This window comes from Streptococcus mitis (assembly GCF_003942775.1).
Lineage (GTDB): Bacteria > Bacillota > Bacilli > Lactobacillales > Streptococcaceae > Streptococcus > Streptococcus mitis_CN.
The window spans coordinates 46,453-70,138 of record NZ_RJNX01000001.1 but is presented as its reverse complement, the minus strand read 5'-3'; the positions used below and the strand labels follow the sequence as shown (position 1 = coordinate 70,138).

Sequence of the window (23,686 nt, the reverse complement as noted above, 5' to 3'; positions counted from 1 at the left end):
GAAACGCTATCATAACGTGCGGGCTTGTATATTTACGAGTCCGCTATTGTTTTTCTCTAATAAAACAAAAGAGGTGAAAACCATAGCAAAGCAAGACTTATTCATCAATGATGAGATTCGTGTACGTGAAGTTCGCTTGATTGGTCTTGAAGGAGAACAGCTAGGCATCAAGCCACTCAGTGAAGCGCAAGCTTTGGCTGATAACGCTAATGTTGACCTAGTATTGATTCAACCCCAAGCCAAACCGCCTGTTGCAAAAATTATGGACTACGGTAAGTTCAAATTTGAGTACCAGAAGAAGCAAAAAGAACAACGTAAAAAACAAAGTGTTGTTACTGTGAAAGAAGTTCGTCTAAGTCCAACTATTGACAAGGGTGACTTTGATACAAAACTTCGCAATGCACGCAAATTCCTTGAAAAAGGAAATAAAGTTAAGGTATCTATTCGCTTTAAGGGTCGTATGATTACCCATAAAGAGATTGGTGCAAAAGTTTTAGCCGAGTTTGCTGAAGCAACTCAAGATATTGCCATCATCGAACAACGTGCTAAAATGGATGGACGTCAAATGTTCATGCAATTGGCGCCAGCGACTGACAAAAAATAATTGTCAGAAAGTTAAATAAAGGAGAAAAAATCATGCCAAAACAAAAAACACACCGCGCATCAGCTAAACGTTTCAAACGTACAGGTTCTGGTGGACTTAAACGTTTCCGTGCTTACACTTCTCACCGTTTCCACGGAAAAACTAAGAAACAACGTCGTCATCTTCGTAAAGCATCTATGGTGCATTCAGGAGACTACAAACGTATCAAAGCAATGCTTACTCGCTTGAAATAATAGCTTGACTGTAAGTAAACAATTCTAGGAAATATTTGGAGGAAATAAAACATGGCACGTGTTAAAGGTGGCGTTGTATCACGCAAACGTCGTAAACGTATTCTTAAATTAGCAAAAGGTTACTATGGAGCTAAACACATCTTGTTCCGTACTGCAAAAGAACAAGTAATGAACTCTTACTACTATGCATACCGTGACCGTCGTCAGAAAAAACGTGACTTCCGCAAATTGTGGATCACTCGTATCAACGCGGCAGCTCGTATGAACGGACTTTCATACTCACAATTGATGCATGGATTGAAATTGGCTGAGATCGAAGTTAACCGTAAAATGCTTGCTGACTTGGCTGTTAACGATGCAGCAGCTTTCACAGCTCTTGCAGATGCAGCTAAAGCAAAACTTGGTAAATAATAACTGATAAGACTGGAACAGGATTGTCCCAGTCTTTTTAAAAATAAAGGAGAAAATATGGCTTCAAAAATGCTACATACTTGCTTGCGAGTAGAAAATCTTGAAAAATCAATCGCATTTTATCAAGATGCTTTTGGGTTTAAAGAATTGCGTCGCAGAGATTTTCCAGACCATGCCTTCACGATTGTCTATCTAGGTCTTGAGGGCGATGACTATGAGTTGGAGTTGACTTATAACTACGATCACGGTCCGTATGTGGTTGGAGATGGCTTTGCCCATATCGCCCTAAGTACACCTGATCTTGAAGCTCTTCATCAAGAGCACAGTGCCAAAGGTTATGAAGTTACTGAGCCAAATGGCCTACCAGGAACTGCGCCTAACTATTACTTTGTCAAAGACCCTGATGGCTACAAGGTCGAAGTCATTCGTGAAAAATAATCTCGTGAAGTTAAGTAGAATGTTCGTTTTCTACTTGACTTTTTTTAGCTGAAAGAGTATACTGGTAAAAATTTAACCTTTAAGGGGAGTCCAGAGAGACTCACAAGGTGTCAGATAAAAGAATAGTACAATTTTCTAGAGGAGACTTTTTGAGTGTGCTCTCTTGTCTTGTACGATTTTAACTGAGGCCTTGCATTAGCAAGGTCTTTTCTTTATCTGGTTCCCTTAAAATTTAAGGAGGAAAAGTCATGAATCCCACATGTAAGAAACGTTTAGGTGCGATTCGCTTGGAAACCATGAAGGTGGTTGCACAGGAGGAAATCGCGCCAGCAATCTTTGAATTAGTCCTAGAGGGGGAAATGGTTGAAGCCATGCGAGCAGGCCAATTTCTACATCTGCGTGTGCCTGATGATGCCCATCTCTTGCGTCGCCCTATTTCAATTTCGTCTATTGATAAAGTAAACAAGCAGTGTCATCTCATTTATCGGATTGAAGGGGCTGGGACAGCTATATTCTCAACCTTAAGTCAGGGAGATACTCTGGATGTGATGGGGCCTCAGGGAAATGGTTTTGACTTGTCTGACCTTGATGAGCAGAATCAGGTTCTTCTCGTTGGTGGGGGGATTGGTGTTCCGCCCTTGCTTGAAGTAGCCAAGGAATTGCATTCACGTGGTGTGAAAGTAGTGACTGTCCTCGGTTTTGCCAACAAGGATGCTGTTATTCTCGAAAAAGAATTGGCTCAATATGGCCCGGTTTTTGTAACGACGGATGATGGTTCTTATGGCATCAAGGGGAATGTTTCTGTTGTCATCAATGATTTAGACAGTCAATTTGATGCTGTTTACTCATGTGGGGCACCCGGAATGATGAAGTATATCAATCAAACCTTTTACGACCATCCAAGAGCTTATCTATCTCTAGAATCTCGTATGGCTTGTGGGATGGGTGCCTGCTATGCCTGTGTCCTAAAAGTTCCAGAAAGCGAGACGGTCAGCCAACGCGTCTGTGAAGATGGCCCTGTTTTCCGTACAGGAACAGTTGTATTATAAGGAGAAAATTATGACTACAAATCGTTTACAAGTTTCTCTACCTGGTTTGGATTTGAAAAATCCGATTATTCCAGCATCAGGCTGTTTTGGTTTTGGTCAAGAGTATGCCAAGTACTATGATTTAGACCTTTTAGGCTCTATTATGATCAAGGCGACAACTCTTGAACCACGCTTTGGCAATCCAACTCCAAGGGTGGCAGAAACACCTGCTGGCATGCTCAATGCAATCGGTTTGCAAAATCCGGGTTTGGAATCTGTCTTAGCTGAAAAACTGCCTTGGCTGAAAAGAGAATATCCAAATCTTCCTATTATTGCTAATGTGGCCGGTTTTTCAAAACAAGAGTATGCGGCTGTTTCTCATGGTATTTCCAAGGCAGCTAATGTGAAGGCTATTGAGCTCAATATTTCTTGTCCCAACGTAGATCACTGTAATCATGGACTCTTAATTGGTCAAGACCCAGATTTAGCTTACGATGTGGTGAAAGCAGCTGTGGAAGCCTCTGATGTACCAGTTTATGTCAAACTAACTCCTAGTGTGACCGATATCGTTACTGTCGCAAAAGCTGCAGAAGATGCAGGAGCAAGCGGATTAACCATGATTAATACTCTGGTTGGAATGCGCTTTGACCTCAAAACCAGAAAACCAATCTTGGCCAATGGAACAGGTGGAATGTCTGGTCCAGCAGTTTTTCCAGTAGCCCTCAAACTCATCCGCCAAGTAGCCCAAACAACAGACCTGCCTATCATTGGAATGGGGGGAGTGGATTCTGCAGAAACTGCCCTAGAAATGTATCTGGCTGGAGCCTCTGCCATCGGAGTTGGAACAGCCAACTTTACTAATCCATATGCCTGTCCTGATATCATTGAAAATTTACCAAAAGCCATGGATAAATACGGTATTAGCAGTCTAGAAGATCTCCGCAAGGAAGTAAAAGAGTCTTTGAGGTAAACTGCAATCTATCTGTTCTTGATTTTTTATTAGTTTGTAATGTTGATTATAGAGAATTTTGATATAATGAAATGAGTAAGAACAGAGGAAGTAAATTAATGAAGAAATTGAGATTTATTTTTTTAGCCCTGCTATTTTTCTTAGTCAGACCAGAGGGTGTAATGGCAAGTGGTGGTACTTGGCAAGGAAAACAATACCTAAAAGCAGATGGTAGTCAAGCAGCCAATGAGTGGGTTTTTGATGCTCATTATCAATCTTGGTTTTATATAAAAGCAGATGACAACTATGCTGAAAATGAATGGCTGAAACAAGGTGACGACTATTTTTACCTCAAATCTGGTGGCTATATGGCAAAATCAGAATGGGTAGAAGACAAGGGAGCCTTCTATTATCTTGACCAAGATGGAAAGATGAAAAGAAATGCGTGGGTAGGAACTTCCTATGTTGGTGCAACAGGTGCCAAGGTAATAGAAGATTGGGTCTATGATTCTCAATACGACGCTTGGTTTTATATCAAAGCAGATGGACAACACGCAGAGAAAGAATGGCTCCAAATCAAAGGTAAGGACTATTATTTCAAATCCGGTGGTTATCTACTGACAAGTCAGTGGATTGAACAGGCTTATGTGAGTGCTAGTGGCGCCAAAGTACAGCAAGGCTGGCTTTTTGACAAACAATACCAATCTTGGTTTTATATCAAAGAAAATGGAAATCATGCTGATAAAGAATGGATTTTCGAAAATGGTCACTATTATTATCTAAAATCCGGTGGCTATATGGCAGCCAATGAATGGATTTTGGATAAGGAGTCATGGTTTTATCTCAAATCTGATGGCAAAATGGCTGAGAAAGAATGGGTATACGATTCTAAAAATCAAGCCTGGTACTACTTCAAATCTGGTGGCTATATGGCAAAAAATGAGACTATTGATGGTCATCAGCTAGGAAACGATGGAAAGTGGCATAAGGAGTCCAAGATTAGCTCTGATAATTATCAGGTCCTTCCAGTTACTGCAAATATCTATAATGCAGATGGTGAAAAGCTGTCCTATATATCGCAAGGTAGTGTTGTTTGGCTGGATAAGGATAGAAAAAGTGATGACAAGCGCCTGGCTATTACTATTTCTGGTTTATCAGGCTATATGAAAACAGAAGATTTACAAGCACTAGATGCTAGTAAGGATTTTATCCCTTATTATGAGAGTGATGGACATCGTTTTTATCACTATGTAGCTCAGAATGCTAGTATCCCAGTAGCTGCTCATCTTTCTGATATGGAAGTAGGCAAGAAATATTATTCGGCAGATGGACTGCATTTTGAAGGTTTTAACCTTGAAAATCCCTTCCTTTTTAAAGATTTGACAGAGGCTACAAACTATAGTGCTGAAGACTTGGATAAGGTATTTAGTCTGCTAAATATTAATAATAGCCTCCTGGAAAATAAGGGAGCTACCTTTAAGGAAGCCGAAGAACATTACCATATCAATGCCCTTTACCTCCTTGCCCATAGTGCCTTAGAAAGTGACTGGGGACGAAGTAAGATTGCCAAAGATAAGAATAATTTCTTTGGAATTACAGCCTATGATACGACTCCTTACCTTTCTGCCAAGACTTTTGATGATGTGGATAAGGGAATTTTAGGTGCAACCAAGTGGATTAAGGAAAATTATATCGATAGGGGCAGAACTTTCCTTGGAAACAAGGCGTCTGGTATGAATGTTGAATATGCCTCAGACCCTTATTGGGGCGAAAAAATTGCTAGTGTGATGATGAAAATCAATGAGAAACTAGGTGGGAAAGATTAGTCCTATAATTGGATATGATTTGAGTGAATAGTAAGTTAAAAATCCTGATTTCAAGTAAAATCAGGATTTTTTCATGGATGCAATTTTTTCTGGGTCTGGTGTGACGCGGAGGGTCTTTTGTCCTGTGTAAGTGACAAAGCCGGGTTTGCCACCAGTTGGTTTGTTGAGTTTCTTGACTTCAATCATATCCACCTGCACCAGATTTGACAGGCGACCTTGAGAGAAGTAGGCAGCTAGCTCTGCCGCGTCTGTCTTGACTTCATCAGATGGGTCTAGATTTCCTGAGATGACAACGTGGCTTCCAGGAATGTCCTTAGCATGGAACCAAAGTTCCTCCTTGCGGGCCATTTTAAAGGTTAGTTCTTCATTTTGAAGATTGTTTCGGCCGACATAGATGATGGTTTTGCCATCGCTTGCTAGATATTGTTCTGGTTTTTTGCGTTTCTGGATTTTTTCTCGCTGTCTTCTGCGGATAAAACCTGTTTGAATCAATTCTTCACGGATTTCGGCTATTTCTTCTAGTCCAGCTTGGTTGAGGACGGTTTCTACACTTTCCAGATAGAGAATGGTTGCCTTGGTTTCCTCAATCAGATCAGTCAAGTATTTGACAGCTTCTTTGAGTTTCTGATACCGTTTGAAATAGCGTTGGGCATTCTGGTTGGGAGTCAAGGCCTTATCAAGCGCAATCGTGATAGGTTGGTTGGTGTAGTAGTTATCTAAGATAACCTGGTCTTGGTCGTTAGGCACTTGGTGGAGGAAGGTTGTCAGCAATTCCCCTTTTTGGCGAAATTCTTCAGCATTGTCTGTCGCCAGTAATTCTTTTTCCTGTTTTTTGAGTTTGTGGCGGTTTTTCTGAAGTTTATTTTCAACACGACGAATGAGTTCACTGGCTTGCTGTTTGACGCGGTCGCGCTCAGCCTTGTCCTTATAGTAGGTGTCCAACAAATCAGAAAGACTGGCAAAAGGCTCTCCCACCTGATTTGCAAAAGGAACTGGACTGAAGGAAGTCTCAGTCAAGCATGGCTGGGTTTCTTGATTGAAAAAGTTTCGAAAAGTGGAAAGTTTTTCACTAACCAGTATGCTTTCCAATTCATTTGCCGTATCGCGTCCCAGACCTTGAAAGAGGCTTTGAAGGTTTTTAGCTGTCGTTTCCTGTGTTTGTAGGATTTCAAAGAGCTTTTCATCCTTGATAGTGAAAGGATTGAGAGATTCTGTACTTGGTGGAACGATGTAGGTCGATCCAGGAAGCAAGGTACGGTAGCTATTTTGTGAAAAGCCAACATGTTTGATAACTTCGAGGATTTTATGACTGCTTTTATCGACCAGTAGAATATTACTGTGTTTCCCCATAATTTCGATAATCAAGGTAGCCTGAATATGGTCCCCAATCTCGTTTTTATTGGCAACTGTCATTTCCACAATACGGTCATTTTCCACTTGCTCGATCGACTCAATCAGGGCACCCTGCAAATATTTTCTCAAAACCATGATAAAGGTAGAAGGTTGGGCTGGATTTTCAAAAGTCGTTTGGGTCAGCTGAATGCGTCCAAAAACTGGATGGGCAGAAAGGAGCAGGCGATGACTTTGGCGATTGCTGCGGATTTGCAAGACCAACTCTTGTTCAAAAGGTTGATTGATTTTCTGGATGCGACCGTTCACTAACTCTCTTCGCAATTCCTCAACCATGTGGTGTAAAAAAAATCCGTCAAATGACATCGTTCTCTCCTTGTGATTGTATTCCATAGTATTATATCAAAAAGGTAGAATAAAATCATGGAAATGTGGTATAATAAAGCCAAGTAAAGAGAAACGAGAAGCACATGTATATTGAAATGGTAGATGAAACTGGTCAAGTTTCAAAAGAAATGTTGCAACAAACCCAAGAAATTTTGGAATTTGCAGCCCAAAAATTAGGAAAAGAAGACAAGGAGATGGCAGTTACCTTTGTGACCAATGAGCGTAGTCATGAACTCAATCTGGAGTACCGTGACACAGACCGTCCGACAGATGTCATCAGCCTTGAATACAAGCCAGAGTTGGAAATTGCCTTTGACGAGGAAGATTTACTTGAAAATCCAGAATTGGCAGAGATGATGTCTGAGTTTGATGCCTATATTGGGGAACTGTTCATCTCTATCGATAAGGCACATGAGCAGGCCGAGGAATATGGCCATAGCTTTGAGCGTGAGATGGGCTTCTTGGCAGTACACGGCTTTTTACATATCAACGGCTATGATCACTACACTCCGGAAGAAGAAGCGGAGATGTTCGGTTTACAAGAAGAAATTTTGACAGCCTATGGACTCACAAGACAATAAACGAAAATGGAAAAATCGTGACCTGATATCCAGTTTAGAATTTGCTCTCACAGGAATTTTTACTGCCATCAAGGAAGAACGCAATATGCGAAAACATGCAGTGACGGCTCTTGTGGTCATCCTTGCAGGTTTTGTTTTTCAGGTGTCACGAATCGAATGGCTCTTTCTCCTATTGAGCATTTTCTTGGTAGTAGCTTTTGAAATTATCAATTCTGCTATTGAAAATGTGGTGGATTTGGCCAGTCACTATCACTTTTCCATGCTGGCTAAAAATGCCAAGGATATGGCGGCTGGCGCGGTATTAGTGGTCTCTCTTTTCGCAGCCTTAACAGGCGCATTGATTTTTCTCCCACGAATCTGGGATTTATTATTTTAAATAGTAAGAGGAAATTATGACTTTTAAATCAGGCTTTGTAGCCATTTTAGGACGTCCCAATGTTGGGAAGTCAACTTTTTTAAATCATGTCATGGGGCAAAAGATTGCCATCATGAGTGACAAGGCGCAGACAACGCGCAACAAAATAATGGGAATTTACACGACTGATAAGGAACAAATCGTCTTTATCGACACACCAGGGATTCACAAGCCTAAAACAGCTCTTGGAGATTTCATGGTTGAGTCTGCCTACAGTACCCTTCGCGAAGTGGACACCGTTCTTTTCATGGTGCCTGCTGATGAAGCGCGTGGTAAGGGAGACGACATGATTATCGAGCGTCTCAAGGCTGCCAAGGTTCCTGTGATTTTGGTGGTGAACAAGATCGATAAGGTTCATCCAGACCAGCTTTTGTCTCAGATTGATGATTTCCGCAATCAAATGGATTTCAAGGAAATTGTTCCTATCTCAGCCCTTCAGGGAAATAATGTCTCACGTTTAGTTGATATTTTGAGTGAAAATCTGGACGAAGGATTCCAGTATTTCCCGTCTGATCAAATCACAGACCATCCAGAACGTTTCTTGGTTTCAGAGATGGTTCGGGAGAAAGTCTTGCATCTAACTCGCGAAGAGATTCCTCACTCAGTTGCTGTAGTGGTTGATTCTATGAAACGAGACGAAGAGACAGACAAGGTTCACATCCGTGCAACAATTATGGTCGAGCGTGATAGTCAAAAAGGGATTATTATCGGTAAAGGTGGTGCTATGCTTAAAAAAATTGGTAGCATGGCCCGTCGTGATATCGAACTCATGCTAGGAGACAAGGTCTTCCTAGAAACATGGGTCAAGGTCAAGAAAAACTGGCGCGATAAAAAGCTAGATTTGGCTGACTTTGGCTATAATGAAAAAGAATACTAAGTAGAGGTGGGCTCATGCCTGCTTCTTGTTTTTACAGAAGGAGGACTTATGCCTGAATTACCTGAGGTTGAAACCGTTCGACGTGGCTTGGAAAAATTGATTTTGGGAAAGAAGATTTCGAGTATAGAAATTCGCTATCCCAAGATGATTAAGACGGATTTGGACGAGTTTCGAAAGGAAGTGCCTGGTCAAATTGTTGAGTCAATGGGACGTCGGGGTAAATATTTACTTTTCTACCTGACAGACAAGGTCTTGATTTCCCATTTGCGGATGGAGGGCAAGTATTTTTACTATCCGAACCAAGTGCTTGAACGCAAACATGCCCATGTTTTCTTTCAGTTTGAAGATGGTGGCACGCTTGTTTATGAGGATGTTCGCAAGTTTGGTACTATGGAACTCTTGGCTCCTGACCTTTTAGACGCCTACTTTATTTCTAAAAAACTAGGTCCTGAACCAAGCGAACAAGACTTTGATGTGCAGGTCTTTCAAGTAGCTCTAGCTAAATCTAAAAAGCCTATCAAATCCCATCTTTTAGACCAGACTTTGGTAGCTGGACTTGGCAATATCTATGTGGATGAGGTTCTCTGGCGAGCTCAGGTTCATCCAGCTAGACCTTCCCAGACTTTGACAGCAGAAGAAGCGACTGCCATTCATGACCAGACCATTGCTGTTTTGGGACAGGCTGTTGAAAAAGGTGGTTCCACCATTCGGACTTATACCAATGCCTTTGGGGAAGATGGAACCATGCAGGATTTTCATCAAGTCTATGACAAGGCTGGTCAAGAATGTTCACGTTGTGGCATCATCATTGAGAAAATCCAACTAGGTGGACGAGGCACCCATTTTTGTCCTCAGTGCCAAAGGAGGGGCTGATGGGAAAAATCATTGGAATCACTGGGGGAATTGCCTCCGGTAAGTCAACCGTGACAAATTTTCTAAGAAAGCAAGGCTTTCAAGTAGTGGATGCCGACGCAGTCGTTCACCAACTACAGAAACCTGGTGGTCGTCTGTTTGAGGCTCTAGTCCAGCACTTCGGGCAAGAAATCATCCTTGAAAACGGAGAACTTAATCGCCCTCTCCTAGCTAGTCTTATCTTTTCAAATCCTGAAGAACGAGAATGGTCTAAGCAAATCCAAGGAAAGATTATCCGTGAGGAACTAGCTACGTTGAGAGACCAGTTGGCTCAGACAGAAGAGATTTTCTTCATGGATATTCCCCTACTTTTTGAGCAGGACTACAGCGCTTGGTTTGATGAGACGTGGTTGGTCTATGTGGATCGAGATGTCCAAGTAGAACGCTTAATGAAAAGGGACCACTTGTCCAAAGATGAAGCTGAGTTTCGTCTGGCAGCCCAGTGGTCTTTAGAAAAAAAGAAAGGTTTGGCTAGCCATGTTTTAAACAACAATGGCAATCAGGATCAGCTTCTTACTCAGGTGTTCTCCCTGCTTGAGGGAGGTAGGCAAGATGACAGAGATTAACTGGAAGGATAATCTGCGCATTGCCTGGTTTGGTAATTTTCTGACTGGAGCCAGTATTTCTTTGGTTGTGCCTTTTATGCCCATCTTCGTGGAAAATCTAGGTGTAGGGAGTGAGCAAGTCGCTTTTTATGCAGGATTAGCTATTTCTGTCTCTGCTATTTCGGCGGCGCTCTTTTCTCCTATCTGGGGGATTCTTGCTGATAAATATGGTCGAAAACCCATGATGATTCGTGCTGGTCTGGCCATGACTATCACTATGGGAGGCTTGGCCTTTGTGCCAAATATTTATTGGTTAATCTTTCTTCGTTTACTAAATGGTGTATTTGCGGGTTTTGTTCCTAATGCAACGGCCTTGATAGCCAGTCAGGTTTCCAAGGAGAAATCAGGCTCTGCCTTAGGTACTTTGTCTACAGTCGTAGTTGCAGGTACTCTAACTGGTCCTTTTATTGGCGGCTTTATCGCAGAATTATTTGGTATTCGTACTGTTTTCTTACTGGTTGGTAGTTTTCTATTTTTAGCTGCTGTTTTGACTATTTTCTTTATCAAGGAAGATTTTCAACCAGTAGCCAAGGAAAAGTCCATCCCAACAAAGGAATTATTTACATCAGTTAAATATCCCTATCTTTTGATCAACCTCTTTCTGACCAGTTTTGTCATCCAATTTTCAGCCCAATCAATCGGCCCTATCTTAGCTCTGTATGTGCGCGACTTAGGCCAGACAGAGAATCTTCTTTTTGTCTCTGGTTTGATTGTATCCAGTATGGGCTTTTCCAGTATGATGAGTGCAGGAGTTATGGGAAAGCTAGGTGACAAGGTTGGCAACCATCGCCTCTTGATTGTAGCCCAGTTTTATTCAGTCATCATCTATCTCCTCTGTGCCAATGCCTCTAGCCCGCTTCAACTAGGACTTTATCGTTTCCTCTTTGGATTGGGAACCGGTGCCTTGATTCCCGGAGTTAATGCCCTTCTCAGCAAGATGACGCCCAAAGCTGGTATTTCGAGGGTATTTGCCTTCAATCAGGTATTCTTTTATCTGGGAGGTGTCGTTGGTCCCATGGCAGGTTCTGCAGTAGCAGGTCAATTTGGCTACCATGCAGTCTTTTATGCGACAAGCCTTTGTGTTGCCTTTAGTTGTCTCTTTAACCTTCTTCAATTTCGAACATTATTAAAAGTAAAGGAAATCTAGTGCGAGTAAAAATTAATCTCAAATGCTCCTCTTGTGGCAGTATCAATTACCTAACCAGTAAAAATTCCAAAACCCATCCAGACAAGATTGAGGTTTTAAAGTATTGTCCCAAGGAAAGAAAAGTAACCCTACATCTTGAATCTAAGTAGATTTTATGGTAAAATAATAGGGATTTTAAGGAGTTTGATATGTATAACCTATTATTAACCATTTTATTAGTATTATCTGTTGTGATTGTGATTGCGATTTTCATGCAACCAACCAAAAACCAATCCAGCAATGTATTTGATGCCAGCTCAGGTGATTTGTTTGAACGCAGTAAAGCACGCGGTTTTGAAGCTGTAATGCAGCGTTTGACAGGGATTTTAGTCTTTTTCTGGCTAGCCATTGCCTTAGCATTGACGGTATTATCAAGTAGATAAGAAAATAATGGGCAGGACTAGGTCTTTGCCTCTTTTTATTTTTAAAGGATGTTTGAAAAGGTTTTACAGTAAAAGAAAATTAAAAAATCTAGAAAGAAAATATGAAAGATAGAATAAAAGAATATTTGCAAGATAAGGGAAAGGTAACTGTCAATGACTTGGCTCAGGCTTTGGGAAAAGACGGTTCCAAGGATTTTCGTGAGTTGATTAAAACCTTATCCTTAATGGAAAGAAAGCACCAGATTCGTTTTGAAGAAGATGGTACTCTGACCTTAGAAGTTAAGAAAAAACATGAGATTACTCTCAAGGGGATTTTTCATGCCCATAAAAATGGCTTTGGTTTTGTCAGTCTAGAAGGCGAGGAGGACGACCTTTTTGTAGGTAAAAACGATGTCAACTATGCTATTGATGGCGATACTGTTGAGGTTGTCATCAAGAAAGTCGCTGATCGTAACAAGGGAACAGCGGCGGAAGCCAAAATTATCGATATCCTAGAACACAGTTTGACAACTGTTGTCGGTCAAATCGTTCTAGATCAGGAAAAACCTAAGTATGCTGGCTACATCCGTTCGAAAAATCAGAAAATCAGCCAACCGATTTATGTAAAAAAACCAGCCCTTAAACTGGAGGGAACAGAAGTTCTCAAGGTCTTTATCGACAAATACCCAAGCAAGAAACATGATTTCTTTGTCGCGAGTGTTCTAGATGTGGTGGGGCATTCAACGGATGTCGGAATTGATGTTCTTGAGGTTTTGGAGTCTATGGACATTGTCTCAGAATTTCCAGAGGCTGTTGTCAAGGAAGCAGAAAGTGTGCCTGATGTTCCGTCTCAAAAGGATATGGAAGGCCGTCTGGATCTAAGAGATGAGATTACCTTTACCATTGACGGTGCTGACGCCAAAGACTTGGACGATGCGGTGCATATCAAGGCTTTAAAAAATGGGAATTTGGAGCTCGGTGTTCACATCGCAGATGTTTCCTACTATGTGACTGAGGGGTCTGCCCTTGATAAGGAAGCCCTTAATCGTGCAACTTCTGTCTATGTGACAGACCGTGTGGTCCCAATGCTTCCAGAACGACTGTCAAATGGTATCTGCTCCCTCAATCCTCAAGTTGATCGCCTAACCCAGTCTGCCATTATGGAGATTGATAAACATGGTCGTGTGGTCAATTACACCATTACACAAACGGTAATCAAGACAAGCTTCCGTATGACCTATAACGATGTTAATGATATTCTAGCTGGCGACGTGGAAAAGAGACAAGAATATCAGAAAATTGTCCCTAGTATCGAACTCATGGCCAAGCTTCATGAAATTTTAGAAAACATGCGTGTGAAACGTGGTGCCCTCAATTTCGATACCAATGAAGCTAAGATTTTAGTGGATAAGCAAGGTAAGCCTGTTGATATCGTTCTTCGTCAGCGTGGTGTTGCTGAGCGCATGATTGAATCCTTTATGCTGATGGCCAATGAAACAGTTGCCGAGCATTTTAGCAAGCTGGATCTACCTTTCATCTATCGAATTCACGAGGAGCCTAAGGCTGAAAAAGTTCAGAAGTTTATTGATTATGCTTCGAGTTTTGGCTTGCGTATTTATGGGACTGCCAGTGAGATTAGCCAGGAGGCCCTCCAAGACATCATGCGTGCTGTTGAGGGGGAACCTTATGCAGATGTATTGTCCATGATGCTTCTTCGCTCTATGCAGCAGGCTCGCTATTCGGAGCACAATCACGGCCACTATGGCCTTGCTGCTGACTATTACACTCACTTTACCAGTCCGATTCGTCGTTATCCAGACCTTCTTGTTCACCGTATGATTCGTGATTACAGCCGTTCTAAGGAAATAGCAGAGCATTTTGAACAAGTGATTCCAGAGATTGCGACCCAGTCTTCCAACCGTGAGCGCCGTGCCATCGAGGCAGAGCGTGAAGTCGAAGCCATGAAAAAAGCTGAATACATGGAAGAGTACGTTGGTGAAGAGTATGATGCAGTTGTTTCAAGTATCGTTAAATTTGGTCTCTTTGTTGAATTACCAAATACAGTCGAAGGCTTAATTCACATCACTAATTTACCTGAATTTTATCATTTCAATGAGCGTGATTTGACCCTGCGTGGGGAGAAATCAGGTACAACCTTCCGTGTAGGTCAGCAAATCCGTATCCGAGTTGAAAGAGCCGACAAGATGACGGGTGAAATTGACTTCTCATATATCCCAAGTGAGTTTGATGTGATTGAGAAGGGCTTGAAACAATCTAGTCGTAGTGACAGAGTGCGTGGTTCAAATCGTCGTTCAGATAAGAAGGAAGATAAGAGAAAATCAGGACGATCAAATGATAAGCGCAAGCATTCACAAAAAGACAAGAAGAAAAAAGGAAAGAAACCCTTTTACAAGGAAGTAGCTAAGAAAGGAGCCAAGCATGGCAAAGGGCGAGGGAAAGGTCGTCGCACAAAATAAAAAGGCACGTCACGACTATACAATCGTAGATACGCTAGAGGCAGGAATGGTCCTGACTGGAACTGAAATCAAGAGTGTGCGAGCAGCTCGAATCAATCTCAAGGATGGCTTTGCCCAAGTAAAAAATGGAGAAGTTTGGTTGAGCAATGTCCATATCGCACCTTACGAAGAGGGAAATATCTGGAACCAGGAACCTGAACGCCGTCGTAAACTCCTGCTCCATAAGAAACAAATCCAAAAATTGGAACAAGAGACCAAAGGGACAGGGATGACCCTGGTTCCCCTTAAAGTCTATATCAAAGATGGTTACGCTAAACTCCTTTTAGGTTTAGCTAAAGGGAAGCATGACTATGATAAACGGGAGTCTATCAAACGACGTGAGCAGAATCGCGATATTGCGCGCGTGATGAAAGCTGTTAATCAGCGATAAAAAGAGGAAATGAAAATGGAAAAATTAGTTGCTTATAAACGCATGCCTTTGTGGACTAAAGAAACTATGCCAGAGGCTGTTCAGCAAAAGCACAATACAAAAGTTGGGACTTGGGGGAAGATTACTGTTTTAAAAGGAACTCTCAAGTTTATTGAATTGACAGAGGATGGTGAGGTTATAGCTGAACACCTCTTTGAAGCAGGAGCCGACAATCCCATGGCCCAACCACAAGCCTGGCACCGAGTGGAGGCTGTAACAGACGATGTAGAATGGTATTTAGAATTTTATTGTAAACCTGAGGATTATTTCCCTAAAAAATACAATACCAATCCTGTTCATTCAGAGGTCCTAGAGGCAATGCGGACAGTAAAACCAGGGAAAGCCTTGGATTTGGGCTGTGGTCAGGGCCGTAACTCTCTCTTTCTTGCACAGAATGGTTTTGATGTGACAGCTGTGGATCAAAATGAGTTATCTCTTGAAATCTTGCAAAGCATTGTGGAGCAGGAAGATTTGGACATGCCTGTTGGTCTTTACGATATCAATTCAGCTAGCATTGGGCAAGCTTATGATTTCATCGTATCGACAGTTGTTTTGATGTTTTTGCAAGCAGACCGCATTCCTGCAATTATCAAAAATATGCAGGAGCATACCACGGTCGGTGGTTATAATCTTATCGTTTGTGCTATGGATACGGAAGATTACCCTTGCTCTGTGAACTTCCCATTTACTTTTAAAGAAGGGGAATTGGCAGACTATTACAAGGACTGGGAATTGGTTAAGTACAATGAAAATCCAGGCCATTTGCATCGTCGTGACGAAAATGGCAATCGCATTCAACTACGCTTTGCGACCATGCTAGCTAAGAAAATCAAATAAATATGTTATGAAGGTTGGAGAATTTCCTAACCTTTTTAAAAATGCCAAATGTTGTAAAAATGTAATATTTCTGACTATATAATTTTTATTTCAAGAATCGCTATAATTATAGAACAAAAGCGCTTTTATGCATATATATATATATATACGCATAAAAATTATAATTGGTCAGAAAACATGAAAAAAGGTATATTGCATTATTAAAGTAATACTGTAATATAGTTTTGATACAAATATTTATTTTGGAGGAAATTTAGATGTTTCATAAAGGTAAACACGATCGTGAAAAGCAATTACGTTTTTCTATTCGTAAAGTCAGCTTTGGTGCAGCTAGTGTCGCAGTAGCTGCGTTTTTCATGTTTTTAGGAAATGGAGGAGTATATGCTGCAGAGCAAAGCGTGCCTTCAACTAATGGGGAGACACTAGCACCGCAACCTAAAGAACTGAATGCCCAGAATGGTAACTATGAAGGTAATACAGTAGCCACTAGTCCTGCTGCAACAGTAGAGACAAATACTCAACCTTCAACAGTTGAAAATAGTCCCTCTCCAGAATCAGCACCCCAGAAGGTGGAGACTCTAGATAAGAAAGAATTAACAGATTTAATCAAAGAGATTGATGGCAAGTTTGCTAAAGGAACATATGCTACTAAGACAGAAGAAAGCGTTAATAATCTTAGAACTATCTTAGACGAATCAAGAACTGTTTTAAGCACTGCAACAACTCAAACTGAATTAACTGCAGCATATAGAAAGTTAATTACAGCGACATCAAAATTGCAAACAAAATCTGAAAAGAAAAAAGAACAACCATTAGATAATACAACTGAGAAGGAAAGTGAAGGTAAAAAACTTACCAGCGCAGAGAAGACTTTGGAGTCTAATTCTATTGCAAACTCAGGTTCTAGAGATGAACGTAATGGGAAAGCGTTGGATATAAATAACCCATTCCGTACAGATTCAACTCCTAGCACTGTAACAAGCACAGATCCCCTAGCTACGAATGCAACAAATGTAGCTATTGTAAATGGTAATTTTAATGATACTAGCCAAGGAGCAGTACTTCCAACTGCAAAATCAGATCCTATTACTGTCAAGAACGATATAAGTAAATTAACAGGATGGAAACCTGTTAATTCAACAACAACAACAGTTCCTCTTATTTGGACTGCGAAAGCATCTCAATATGGAGATGCTTTTCCGGGTGACAGAGGTTCTGGAATAGGAGCTGTTTTAGCAGTATATCCAGGAAGAGAATCGTGGAGTGGCAGTCCAAAACCTGAATTTGGTCCTATTTATCAAGATATTGATGTAGTGGGTGGCCAAGAAGTTAAGGTAACTTGGAGAGGGACAACAGTAAATATAAATAGTGGTAATAATGGAGCAAGACTAGTTGTTAAAAATCCAGAAACAGGAGCTGTACTAGGTCGGTATGAAAAAGGTTATGCTGGTACTCCGATGGGAGAAATGTCCGTTCTTGTAAATGTTCCTGAAGGCTTAACAAAATTAAGACTTCAATTTGAAACAGCTCTTAATAGAAGTACAGAAAATCATAGCTATGATAGTAGTTTCAATAAACCAGCTATATCATCTAATGAGAATGCAGGAGGAGTTGTAAGTAATGTTCGTGTTGCTAGTGGTTCTTATCTTGTATCTGAAGTTGTGAACACTACTTATGAATCTACAGCTACTTCTGCTACTCCTACTACTGTGAATACTACTGTGACTGTAAAAGTCATTAATAAAGGATTCTCAACTTCTACAAATAATCAGTATAGAGTTGAGTTGCCAGAAGGTGCAACATTAGTTGGAACAACAGGTACAAGCTCGGCCCAACTAAATGGAACTAGTTTGACCCTTGGTTTTAACAATTTAGACCCTAAACGAGAACAGACTTTAACGTATACTTTTAGTTTGCCAACTAACAAACCAATTGAAAAACAATTGGAGGGGACAGTTTCTTATCAAACTTCAGGAAATCTGATTGATAACGGAACTAAAAAAACAGGTAGTGATACAGTTGCACAACAAACAGTTAAGATTAATATGTATAAAGCTGATCTGCAGGCAGAGGCAGCTAAGGTAGCAACATTAAATCAAATCGATTATACACCTGAAGCATGGACTGCTTATCAAGCAGAATTAGCTAAGGCTCAAGAAATATTGAATGAAGAAACTAACAATGTAGAAATAGCGAATCGAAAAAATCAAGCAGATATTAACGCCCAGACTTTGTTGCTTCAAAAAGCTCAAGCTAAATTAGAAGTTGATAAGGCTAAAAAAGCTAAATTAACAGCANTTGAAGGTACTCCAAACGCAACGAAAGAAGAAAAAGATGCGGCTAAACAAGCAGCACAAGACGCAGCAACAAAAGCAAATCAAGCAATTGACGCAGCAACTGACAATGCAGGAGTAGCAACAGCTCAAACAGACGGTATAGCAGCAATTGAAGCTGTAACCCCAACAGTAGCAGTTAAAGCAGCGGCTAAAGCTGAAGTAGCGAAAAAATTAGCAGAAAAATTAACAGCAATTGAAGGTACTCCAAACGCAACGAAAGAAGAAAAAGATGCGGCTAAACAAGCAGCACAAGACGCAGCAACAAAAGCAAATCAAGCAATTGACGCAGCAACTGACAATGCAGGAGTAGCAACAGCTCAAACAGACGGTATAGCAGCAATTGAAGCTGTAACCCCAACAGTAGCAGTTAAAGCAAATGTGCGTAAAGAATCTAAAGAATTGCCAAATACAGGTACAGCAGATTCTACTGTAGCTATGGTAGCAGCTGCCGCAAGTGCAGTACTTGGTCTAGGTCTTGTAGGCCGTCGTCGTAAAGAAGATGAAGAAGTATAATTTATATATGAACTAATCTAATCTTTTAGTAAAATTTGTATTTGATTTTATAGCTTATATAGAATTTCTTAAAAAATCTCCTAGTAGTCCATTGATTGCTAGGAGATTTTGTTTCTTTGTCAATTATATAAGGTATCGAAACTGGAATAGTAGGACATGACTTCTGAAGCATTGTTAGAAATTAATTTGACTTTCCTAATATCTTAGTTCACATCTTCGATAATTAAAAATACGATTATTAATTTTTACGAATAATATAGAAAAGGAGGGAAATCATGTTTGTTGCGAGAGATGCTAGGGGACAGTTGGTAAATGTGTTAGAGGATAGGCTCGAGAAACAAGCATATACCTGCCCCGCTTGTGGAGGTCAGCTCCGTTTGCGTCAAGGATCAAGTGTACGGACCCATTTTGCCCATAAATCTTTAAAAGACTGTGATTTTTCATTTGAAAATGAAAGCCCAGAACACTTGACAAATAAGGAAGTCCTCTATCAGTGGTTGAAAAAAGAGACAGAGGTACAATTAGAACATCCCCTTCCAGAGCTTAAACAGATTGCGGATGTGTTTGTAAATGGCAATCTAGCTCTAGAAGTTCAGTGTAGTCCTCTGCCTCAAAAAGTTCTTAAAGAGCGCAGTGAGGGCTATCGTAGTCAGGGGTACCAAGTACTGTGGTTGCTGGGTCAAAAACTGTGGCTCAAAGACCGCTTAACCCGTCTGCAACAAGGTTTTCTCTATTTCAGTCAAAATATGGGCTTTTATGTTTGGGAATTAGACAAGGAAAAACAAGTTTTGAGACTCAAATACCTGATTCACCAAGATTTTCGAGGTAAACTCCATTATCAAATCAAGGAATTTCCCTATGGTCAAGCTGGTTTACTGGAAATATTGCGTCTTCCCTATAAGAAACAAAAAATTTCTCATTTTACAGTTTCTCAGGACAAGGACATCTGTCGCTATATTCGACAACAACTGTATTACCAAAATCCCTATTGGATGAAAGAACAAGCAGAAGCCTATCAAAAGGGAGAAAATCTCCTGACTTATGGACTAAAAGAATGGTATCCACAAATTCGGCCACTAGTAGGCAAATTTTTCCAGATTGAGCAAGATTTGACCAACTATTATCAGCACTTTTACACCTATTACCAAGAAAATCCTCAAAATGATTGGCAAAAGCTCTATCCACCAGCCTTTTATCAGCAATATTTCTTAAAAAATATGGTAGAATAGAAAGGATGGAGGAATCTAATGGTATTACAAAGACATGAAATAAATGAAAAAGATACATGGGATCTATCAACGATCTACCCAACTGACCAGGCTTGGGAAGAAGCCTTAAAAGAGTTAACAGAACAATTGGAGACAGTAGCCCAGTATGAAGGCCATCTCCTGGATAGTGCGGATAGTATACTCGAAATTACTGAATTTTCTCTTGAAATGGAACGCCAAATGGAGAAGCTTTACGTTTATGCTCATATGAAGAATGACCAAGACACACGTGAAGCCAAGTACCAAGAGTACTATGCCAAGGCCATGACTCTCTATAGCCAGCTAGACCAAGCCTTTTCATTCTATGAACCTGAATTTATGGAGATTAGTGAAAAGCAGTATGCTGACTTTTTAGAAGCTCAGCCAAAATTGCAGGTTTATCAACACTATTTTGATAAGCTTTTGCAAGGCAAGGATCACGTTCTTTCACAACGTGAAGAAGAATTATTAGCTGGAGCTGGTGAAATCTTTGGTTCGGCAAGTGAAACCTTCGCTATCTTGGACAATGCGGATATTGTGTTCCCTTATGTTCTTGACGATGATGGTAAGGAAGTTCAGCTCTCTCATGGGACTTACACACGTTTGATGGAGTCTAAAAATCGTGAGGTGCGTCGTGGTGCTTATCAAGCTCTTTATGCGACTTATGAACAATTCCAACATACCTATGCCAAAACCTTGCAAACCAATGTTAAGGTGCAAAACTACCGTGCCAAAGTTCGCAACTATAAGAGCGCTCGTCATGCAGCCCTCGCGGCCAATTTTGTTCCAGAAAGTGTTTATGACAATTTGGTAGCAGCAGTTCGCAAGCATTTGCCCCTCTTGCATCGTTACCTTGAACTTCGTTCAAAAATCTTGGGGATTTCAGACCTTAAGATGTACGATGTCTACACACCACTTTCATCTGTTGAATACAGTTTCACCTACCAAGAAGCCTTGAAAAAGGCAGAAGAGGCCTTGGCAGTCTTGGGTGAGGATTACTTGAGCCGTGTTAAACGTGCCTTCAGTGAGCGTTGGATTGATGTTTATGAAAACCAAGGCAAGCGTTCAGGTGCCTACTCTGGCGGTTCTTATGATACCAATGCCTTTATGCTCCTAAACTGGCAGGACAATCTAGACAATCTCTTTACCCTTGTCCATGAGACAGGTCATAGTATGCATTCTAGCTATACTCGTGAAACGCAACCTTATGTTTACGGAGATTACTCTATCTTCTTGGCTGAGATTGCTTCAACTACTAATGAGAATATCTTGACGGAGAAATTATTGGAAGAAGTGGAAGACGACGCAACGCGCTTTGCTATTCTCAATAACTTCCTAGATGGTTTCCGTGGAACAGTCTTCCGCCAAACTCAATTTGCTGAGTTTGAACACGCCATTCACCAAGCGGACCAAAATGGGGAAGTCTTGACCAGCGATTTTTTAAATAAACTCTACGCAGACTTGAACCAAGAGTATTATGGATTGAGCAAGGAAGATAATCCTGAAATTCAATTTGAGTGGGCTCGCATTCCACACTTCTACTATAACTACTATGTATACCAATATTCAACTGGCTTTGCAGCAGCTTCAGCCTTGGCTGAAAAGATTGTCCATGGTAGTCAAGAAGACCGTGACCGCTATATCGACTACCTCAAGGCAGGTAAATCTGACTATCCACTTAATGTCATGAGAAAAGCTGGTGTTGATATGGAGAAAGAAGACTATCTCAACGATGCCTTTGCTGTCTTTGAACGTCGTTTGAATGAGTTTGAAGCCCTTGTTGAAAAATTGGGATTGGCATAAGATGGTTGAATCATATAGTAAGAATGCCAACCATAACATGCGTCGTCCTGTCGTCAAAGAAGAAATTGTGGACTTGATGCGTCAGCGTCAAAAGCAAGTCACAGGATCTTTGAAAGAATTGGAAGACTTTGCCCGCAAGGAAAATATTCCCATTATTCCCCATGAAACGGTTGCTTATTTCCGTTTTCTCATGGAAACCATGCAACCAAAAAACATTCTAGAAATTGGGACTGCTATCGGTTTTTCAGCCCTCTTGATGGCAGAACATGCGCCAAATGCCAAGATTACAACCATTGACCGCAATCCAGAAATGATTGGTTTTGCCAAGGAAAATTTTGCCCAGTTTGACAGTCGTAAGCAAATCACGCTTTTAGAAGGAAATGCGGTAGATGTCTTATCTACACTGACAGAGTCCTATGATTTCGTCTTTATGGATTCAGCCAAGTCTAAATACATCGTCTTTCTGCCAGAAATCCTCAAACATTTGGAAGTTGGAGGTGTGGTTGTCTTGGATGATATTTTCCAAGGTGGTGATGTTGCCAAGGATATTATGGAAGTCCGTCGTGGCCAGCGAACTATATACAGAGGCCTTCAAAGACTATTTGATGCAACCTTAGACAATCCAGGACTCACCGCAACACTAGTACCTCTGGGGGACGGCATTCTCATGCTTCGTAAAAATGTAGCAGACGTTCAATTGCCTGACAGCGAATGATTTTCAGAAAAATTTAAGAAAATATAGTAAAATAGATAGGGTAACACTTATCTCAAAGGAGTAGACATGAAGAAAAAACTATTGGCAGGTGCCATTACACTATTATCAGTAGCAACTTTAGTAGCTTGTTCAAAAGGTTCAGAAGGGGCAGATCTTATCAGCATGAAAGGAGATGTTATCACAGAACATCAATTTTATGAGCAAGTGAAAAGCAATCCTTCAGCCCAACAAGTGTTGTTGAACTTGACCATTCAAAAAGTATTTGAAAAACAATACGGTTCAGAAGTAGATGACAAAGAAGTCGATGATACTATAGCTCAGGAAGAAAAACAATACGGTGATAACTACCAACGTGTCTTGTCACAAGCAGGAATGACTCTTGAAACGCGTAAAGCTCAAATTCGTACAAGTAAATTGGTTGAGTTGGCAGTTAAGAAGGCAGCAGAAGCTGAATTGACAGATGATGCTTACAAGAAGGCCTTTGACGAATACACTCCTGATGTGACTGCTCAAATTATCCGTTTGGACAATGAAGACAAAGCTAAAGAAATTCTTGAAAAAGCTAAAGCTAGTGATGCAGACTTTGCTCAATTAGCCAAAGATAATTCAACAGATGAGAAAACTAAAGCGAATGGTGGAGAAATCACTTTTGATTCTGCTTCAACAGAAGTACCAGAACAAGTTAAAAAAGCTGCTTTTGCTTTAGATGTAAACGGTGTTTCTGATGTGATTAGCGTTACTGGAACACAAGCCTACAGCAGTCAATATTACATTGTTAAACTGATTAAGAAAACAGAAAAATCATCTAATATTGACGATTACAAAGAAAAATTAAAAACTGTTATCTTAACTCAAAAACAAAACGACGCATCATTTGTTCAAAGTATTATCGGAAAAGAATTGCAAGCAGCCAATATCAAGGTTAAAGATCAAGCCTTCCAAAATATCTTCACTCAATACATCGGTGGTGGAGATTCAAGCTCAAGCAGTTCTTCAAAAGAATAAAACAGAAAAGAGCCAAGTGCTCTTTTTCTTATGAGAAAATCTTCTATCTTAAGGGTAAGAGTTTTTTTCTTTCGGAAAAAATGGTATAATAGCAATCAAAACTAGAAAATAAACGGAATT

24 protein-coding genes, 1 pseudogene and 1 other annotated feature (1 of these 26 cut by a window edge) are annotated in these 23,686 nt (G+C 40.6%); of the genes and pseudogenes, 24 read left to right on the top strand and 1 reads right to left on the bottom strand.

Annotated elements, in window-relative coordinates:
• Positions 1-58: a sequence feature (ribosomal protein L20 leader region), on the top strand (it extends 74 nt beyond the left edge of the window).
• A 15-nt stretch (positions 59-73) separates the two neighbouring features.
• From infC to D8848_RS00295, 7 genes are all read left to right on the top strand, one after another.
• The gene (gene infC, locus D8848_RS00325; RefSeq protein ID WP_000848180.1) at positions 74-604 is read left to right on the top strand and encodes a translation initiation factor IF-3; all 531 of its coding nucleotides are present in this window, start codon (positions 74-76) and stop codon (positions 602-604) included.
• Between the two features lie 32 nt (positions 605-636).
• Positions 637-837 (top strand): 50S ribosomal protein L35, encoded by a 201-nt coding sequence (gene rpmI / locus D8848_RS00320; RefSeq protein WP_001125943.1) that lies wholly within the window; start codon positions 637-639, stop codon positions 835-837.
• A 51-nt stretch (positions 838-888) separates the two neighbouring features.
• Entirely contained in the window at positions 889-1,248 is a 360-nt protein-coding gene (gene rplT, locus D8848_RS00315; RefSeq protein ID WP_000124834.1) for a 50S ribosomal protein L20, read from the top strand.
• Between the two features lie 57 nt (positions 1,249-1,305).
• Entirely contained in the window at positions 1,306-1,686 is a 381-nt protein-coding gene (gene gloA, locus D8848_RS00310) for a lactoylglutathione lyase (protein WP_000157153.1), read from the top strand.
• Positions 1,687-1,934: 248 nt separating this feature from the next.
• Complete coding sequence (locus D8848_RS00305) at positions 1,935-2,735, top strand: dihydroorotate dehydrogenase electron transfer subunit (protein ID WP_125442778.1); 801 nt, start codon at positions 1,935-1,937, stop codon at positions 2,733-2,735.
• Positions 2,698-3,684 carry a dihydroorotate dehydrogenase gene (locus D8848_RS00300; protein ID WP_185756827.1) on the top strand — a complete coding sequence of 329 codons (987 nt, stop codon included), beginning with the start codon at positions 2,698-2,700 and terminating at the stop codon, positions 3,682-3,684. The genes D8848_RS00305 and D8848_RS00300 overlap by 38 nt, the downstream gene beginning before the upstream one ends.
• A 98-nt stretch (positions 3,685-3,782) precedes the next feature.
• Positions 3,783-5,489 (top strand): glucosaminidase domain-containing protein, encoded by a 1,707-nt coding sequence (locus D8848_RS00295; protein ID WP_125442776.1) that lies wholly within the window; start codon positions 3,783-3,785, stop codon positions 5,487-5,489.
• Between the two features lie 60 nt (positions 5,490-5,549).
• On the opposite strand, the gene pavA is transcribed toward D8848_RS00295, so the two are convergent.
• Positions 5,550-7,205 carry an Rqc2 family fibronectin-binding protein PavA gene (gene pavA, locus D8848_RS00290; protein ID WP_125442775.1) on the bottom strand — a complete coding sequence of 552 codons (1,656 nt, stop codon included), beginning with the start codon at positions 7,203-7,205 and terminating at the stop codon, positions 5,550-5,552.
• A gap of 104 nt (positions 7,206-7,309) precedes the next feature.
• Between pavA and ybeY the strand changes: the two genes are divergently transcribed.
• The 17 genes and pseudogenes from ybeY (at position 7,310) to prsA (ending at position 23,566) form a co-directional block, all read left to right on the top strand.
• Positions 7,310-7,807, top strand: coding sequence for an rRNA maturation RNase YbeY (ybeY, locus tag D8848_RS00285; protein WP_000275156.1), 498 nt, complete (start codon positions 7,310-7,312; stop codon positions 7,805-7,807).
• Positions 7,788-8,183: a diacylglycerol kinase family protein gene (locus D8848_RS00280; protein WP_000378166.1), complete on the top strand. Its 396-nt coding sequence runs from the start codon at positions 7,788-7,790 to the stop codon at positions 8,181-8,183. Before ybeY ends, D8848_RS00280 begins: the two co-directional genes overlap by 20 nt.
• Positions 8,184-8,199: 16 nt before the next feature.
• Complete coding sequence (gene era / locus D8848_RS00275; RefSeq protein ID WP_000143264.1) at positions 8,200-9,099, top strand: GTPase Era; 900 nt, start codon at positions 8,200-8,202, stop codon at positions 9,097-9,099.
• Between the two features lie 48 nt (positions 9,100-9,147).
• Positions 9,148-9,972 (top strand): DNA-formamidopyrimidine glycosylase, encoded by an 825-nt coding sequence (gene mutM / locus D8848_RS00270; protein ID WP_125442774.1) that lies wholly within the window; start codon positions 9,148-9,150, stop codon positions 9,970-9,972.
• Positions 9,972-10,577 (top strand): dephospho-CoA kinase, encoded by a 606-nt coding sequence (coaE, locus tag D8848_RS00265; RefSeq protein WP_125442773.1) that lies wholly within the window; start codon positions 9,972-9,974, stop codon positions 10,575-10,577. Before mutM ends, coaE begins: the two co-directional genes overlap by 1 nt.
• Positions 10,564-11,763: a multidrug efflux MFS transporter PmrA gene (locus D8848_RS00260; protein WP_125442772.1), complete on the top strand. Its 1,200-nt coding sequence runs from the start codon at positions 10,564-10,566 to the stop codon at positions 11,761-11,763. Before coaE ends, D8848_RS00260 begins: the two co-directional genes overlap by 14 nt.
• Complete coding sequence (rpmG, locus tag D8848_RS00255; protein ID WP_001809104.1) at positions 11,763-11,912, top strand: 50S ribosomal protein L33; 150 nt, start codon at positions 11,763-11,765, stop codon at positions 11,910-11,912. The genes D8848_RS00260 and rpmG overlap by 1 nt, the downstream gene beginning before the upstream one ends.
• Positions 11,913-11,951: 39 nt before the next feature.
• Positions 11,952-12,185: a preprotein translocase subunit SecG gene (gene secG, locus D8848_RS00250; RefSeq protein WP_000282517.1), complete on the top strand. Its 234-nt coding sequence runs from the start codon at positions 11,952-11,954 to the stop codon at positions 12,183-12,185.
• Positions 12,186-12,286: 101 nt separating this feature from the next.
• Positions 12,287-14,641, top strand: a complete 2,355-nt coding sequence (gene rnr / locus D8848_RS00245) for a ribonuclease R (RefSeq protein ID WP_125442771.1) — start codon at positions 12,287-12,289, stop codon at positions 14,639-14,641.
• On the top strand, positions 14,604-15,071 hold the full coding sequence (gene smpB / locus D8848_RS00240; protein ID WP_001051750.1) for an SsrA-binding protein SmpB: 468 nt from the start codon (positions 14,604-14,606) through the stop codon (positions 15,069-15,071). The genes rnr and smpB overlap by 38 nt, the downstream gene beginning before the upstream one ends.
• Before the next feature lie 15 nt (positions 15,072-15,086).
• On the top strand, positions 15,087-15,947 hold the full coding sequence (tehB, locus tag D8848_RS00235; RefSeq protein ID WP_125442770.1) for an SAM-dependent methyltransferase TehB: 861 nt from the start codon (positions 15,087-15,089) through the stop codon (positions 15,945-15,947).
• Between the two features lie 257 nt (positions 15,948-16,204).
• Positions 16,205-16,334: pseudogene (locus D8848_RS11085) on the top strand (YSIRK-type signal peptide-containing protein); the annotation flags it as partial.
• An 11-nt stretch (positions 16,335-16,345) separates the two neighbouring features.
• Entirely contained in the window at positions 16,346-18,796 is a 2,451-nt protein-coding gene (locus tag D8848_RS00230; RefSeq protein WP_474104117.1) for a SasC/FmtB family protein, read from the top strand.
• Positions 18,797-19,071: 275 nt separating this feature from the next.
• Positions 19,072-20,025: a competence protein CoiA gene (locus tag D8848_RS00225; RefSeq protein ID WP_125443808.1), complete on the top strand. Its 954-nt coding sequence runs from the start codon at positions 19,072-19,074 to the stop codon at positions 20,023-20,025.
• A gap of 18 nt (positions 20,026-20,043) precedes the next feature.
• Entirely contained in the window at positions 20,044-21,846 is a 1,803-nt protein-coding gene (pepF, locus tag D8848_RS00220; RefSeq protein ID WP_125443810.1) for an oligoendopeptidase F, read from the top strand.
• Between the two features lies 1 nt (position 21,847).
• The gene (locus D8848_RS00215; RefSeq protein WP_125443812.1) at positions 21,848-22,561 is read left to right on the top strand and encodes an O-methyltransferase; all 714 of its coding nucleotides are present in this window, start codon (positions 21,848-21,850) and stop codon (positions 22,559-22,561) included.
• Positions 22,562-22,627: 66 nt separating this feature from the next.
• Positions 22,628-23,566: a peptidylprolyl isomerase PrsA gene (gene prsA / locus D8848_RS00210; RefSeq protein ID WP_125443814.1), complete on the top strand. Its 939-nt coding sequence runs from the start codon at positions 22,628-22,630 to the stop codon at positions 23,564-23,566.
• Positions 23,567-23,686: the final 120 nt, after the last annotated feature.

Bases quoted from the DNA above. Each gene is read 5' to 3' on its own strand.
- D8848_RS00295 (WP_125442776.1), top strand. From the start codon at position 3,783: ATGAAGAAATTGAGATTTATTTTTTTAGCCCTGCTATTTTTCTTAGTC.
- pepF (WP_125443810.1), top strand. From the start codon at position 20,044: ATGGTATTACAAAGACATGAAATAAATGAAAAAGATACATGGGATCTA.
- tehB (WP_125442770.1), top strand. From the start codon at position 15,087: ATGGAAAAATTAGTTGCTTATAAACGCATGCCTTTGTGGACTAAAGAA.
- D8848_RS00305 (WP_125442778.1), top strand. From the start codon at position 1,935: ATGAATCCCACATGTAAGAAACGTTTAGGTGCGATTCGCTTGGAAACC.
- era (WP_000143264.1), top strand. From the start codon at position 8,200: ATGACTTTTAAATCAGGCTTTGTAGCCATTTTAGGACGTCCCAATGTT.
- D8848_RS00225 (WP_125443808.1), top strand. From the start codon at position 19,072: ATGTTTGTTGCGAGAGATGCTAGGGGACAGTTGGTAAATGTGTTAGAG.
- pavA (WP_125442775.1), bottom strand. From the start codon at position 7,205: ATGTCATTTGACGGATTTTTTTTACACCACATGGTTGAGGAATTGCGA.
- ybeY (WP_000275156.1), top strand. From the start codon at position 7,310: ATGTATATTGAAATGGTAGATGAAACTGGTCAAGTTTCAAAAGAAATG.
- D8848_RS00280 (WP_000378166.1), top strand. From the start codon at position 7,788: ATGGACTCACAAGACAATAAACGAAAATGGAAAAATCGTGACCTGATA.
- rpmI (WP_001125943.1), top strand. From the start codon at position 637: ATGCCAAAACAAAAAACACACCGCGCATCAGCTAAACGTTTCAAACGT.
- D8848_RS00260 (WP_125442772.1), top strand. From the start codon at position 10,564: ATGACAGAGATTAACTGGAAGGATAATCTGCGCATTGCCTGGTTTGGT.
- rnr (WP_125442771.1), top strand. From the start codon at position 12,287: ATGAAAGATAGAATAAAAGAATATTTGCAAGATAAGGGAAAGGTAACT.
- gloA (WP_000157153.1), top strand. From the start codon at position 1,306: ATGGCTTCAAAAATGCTACATACTTGCTTGCGAGTAGAAAATCTTGAA.
- secG (WP_000282517.1), top strand. From the start codon at position 11,952: ATGTATAACCTATTATTAACCATTTTATTAGTATTATCTGTTGTGATT.
- coaE (WP_125442773.1), top strand. From the start codon at position 9,972: ATGGGAAAAATCATTGGAATCACTGGGGGAATTGCCTCCGGTAAGTCA.
- D8848_RS00215 (WP_125443812.1), top strand. From the start codon at position 21,848: ATGGTTGAATCATATAGTAAGAATGCCAACCATAACATGCGTCGTCCT.
- rplT (WP_000124834.1), top strand. From the start codon at position 889: ATGGCACGTGTTAAAGGTGGCGTTGTATCACGCAAACGTCGTAAACGT.
- prsA (WP_125443814.1), top strand. From the start codon at position 22,628: ATGAAGAAAAAACTATTGGCAGGTGCCATTACACTATTATCAGTAGCA.
- smpB (WP_001051750.1), top strand. From the start codon at position 14,604: ATGGCAAAGGGCGAGGGAAAGGTCGTCGCACAAAATAAAAAGGCACGT.
- D8848_RS00300 (WP_185756827.1), top strand. From the start codon at position 2,698: ATGGCCCTGTTTTCCGTACAGGAACAGTTGTATTATAAGGAGAAAATT.
- mutM (WP_125442774.1), top strand. From the start codon at position 9,148: ATGCCTGAATTACCTGAGGTTGAAACCGTTCGACGTGGCTTGGAAAAA.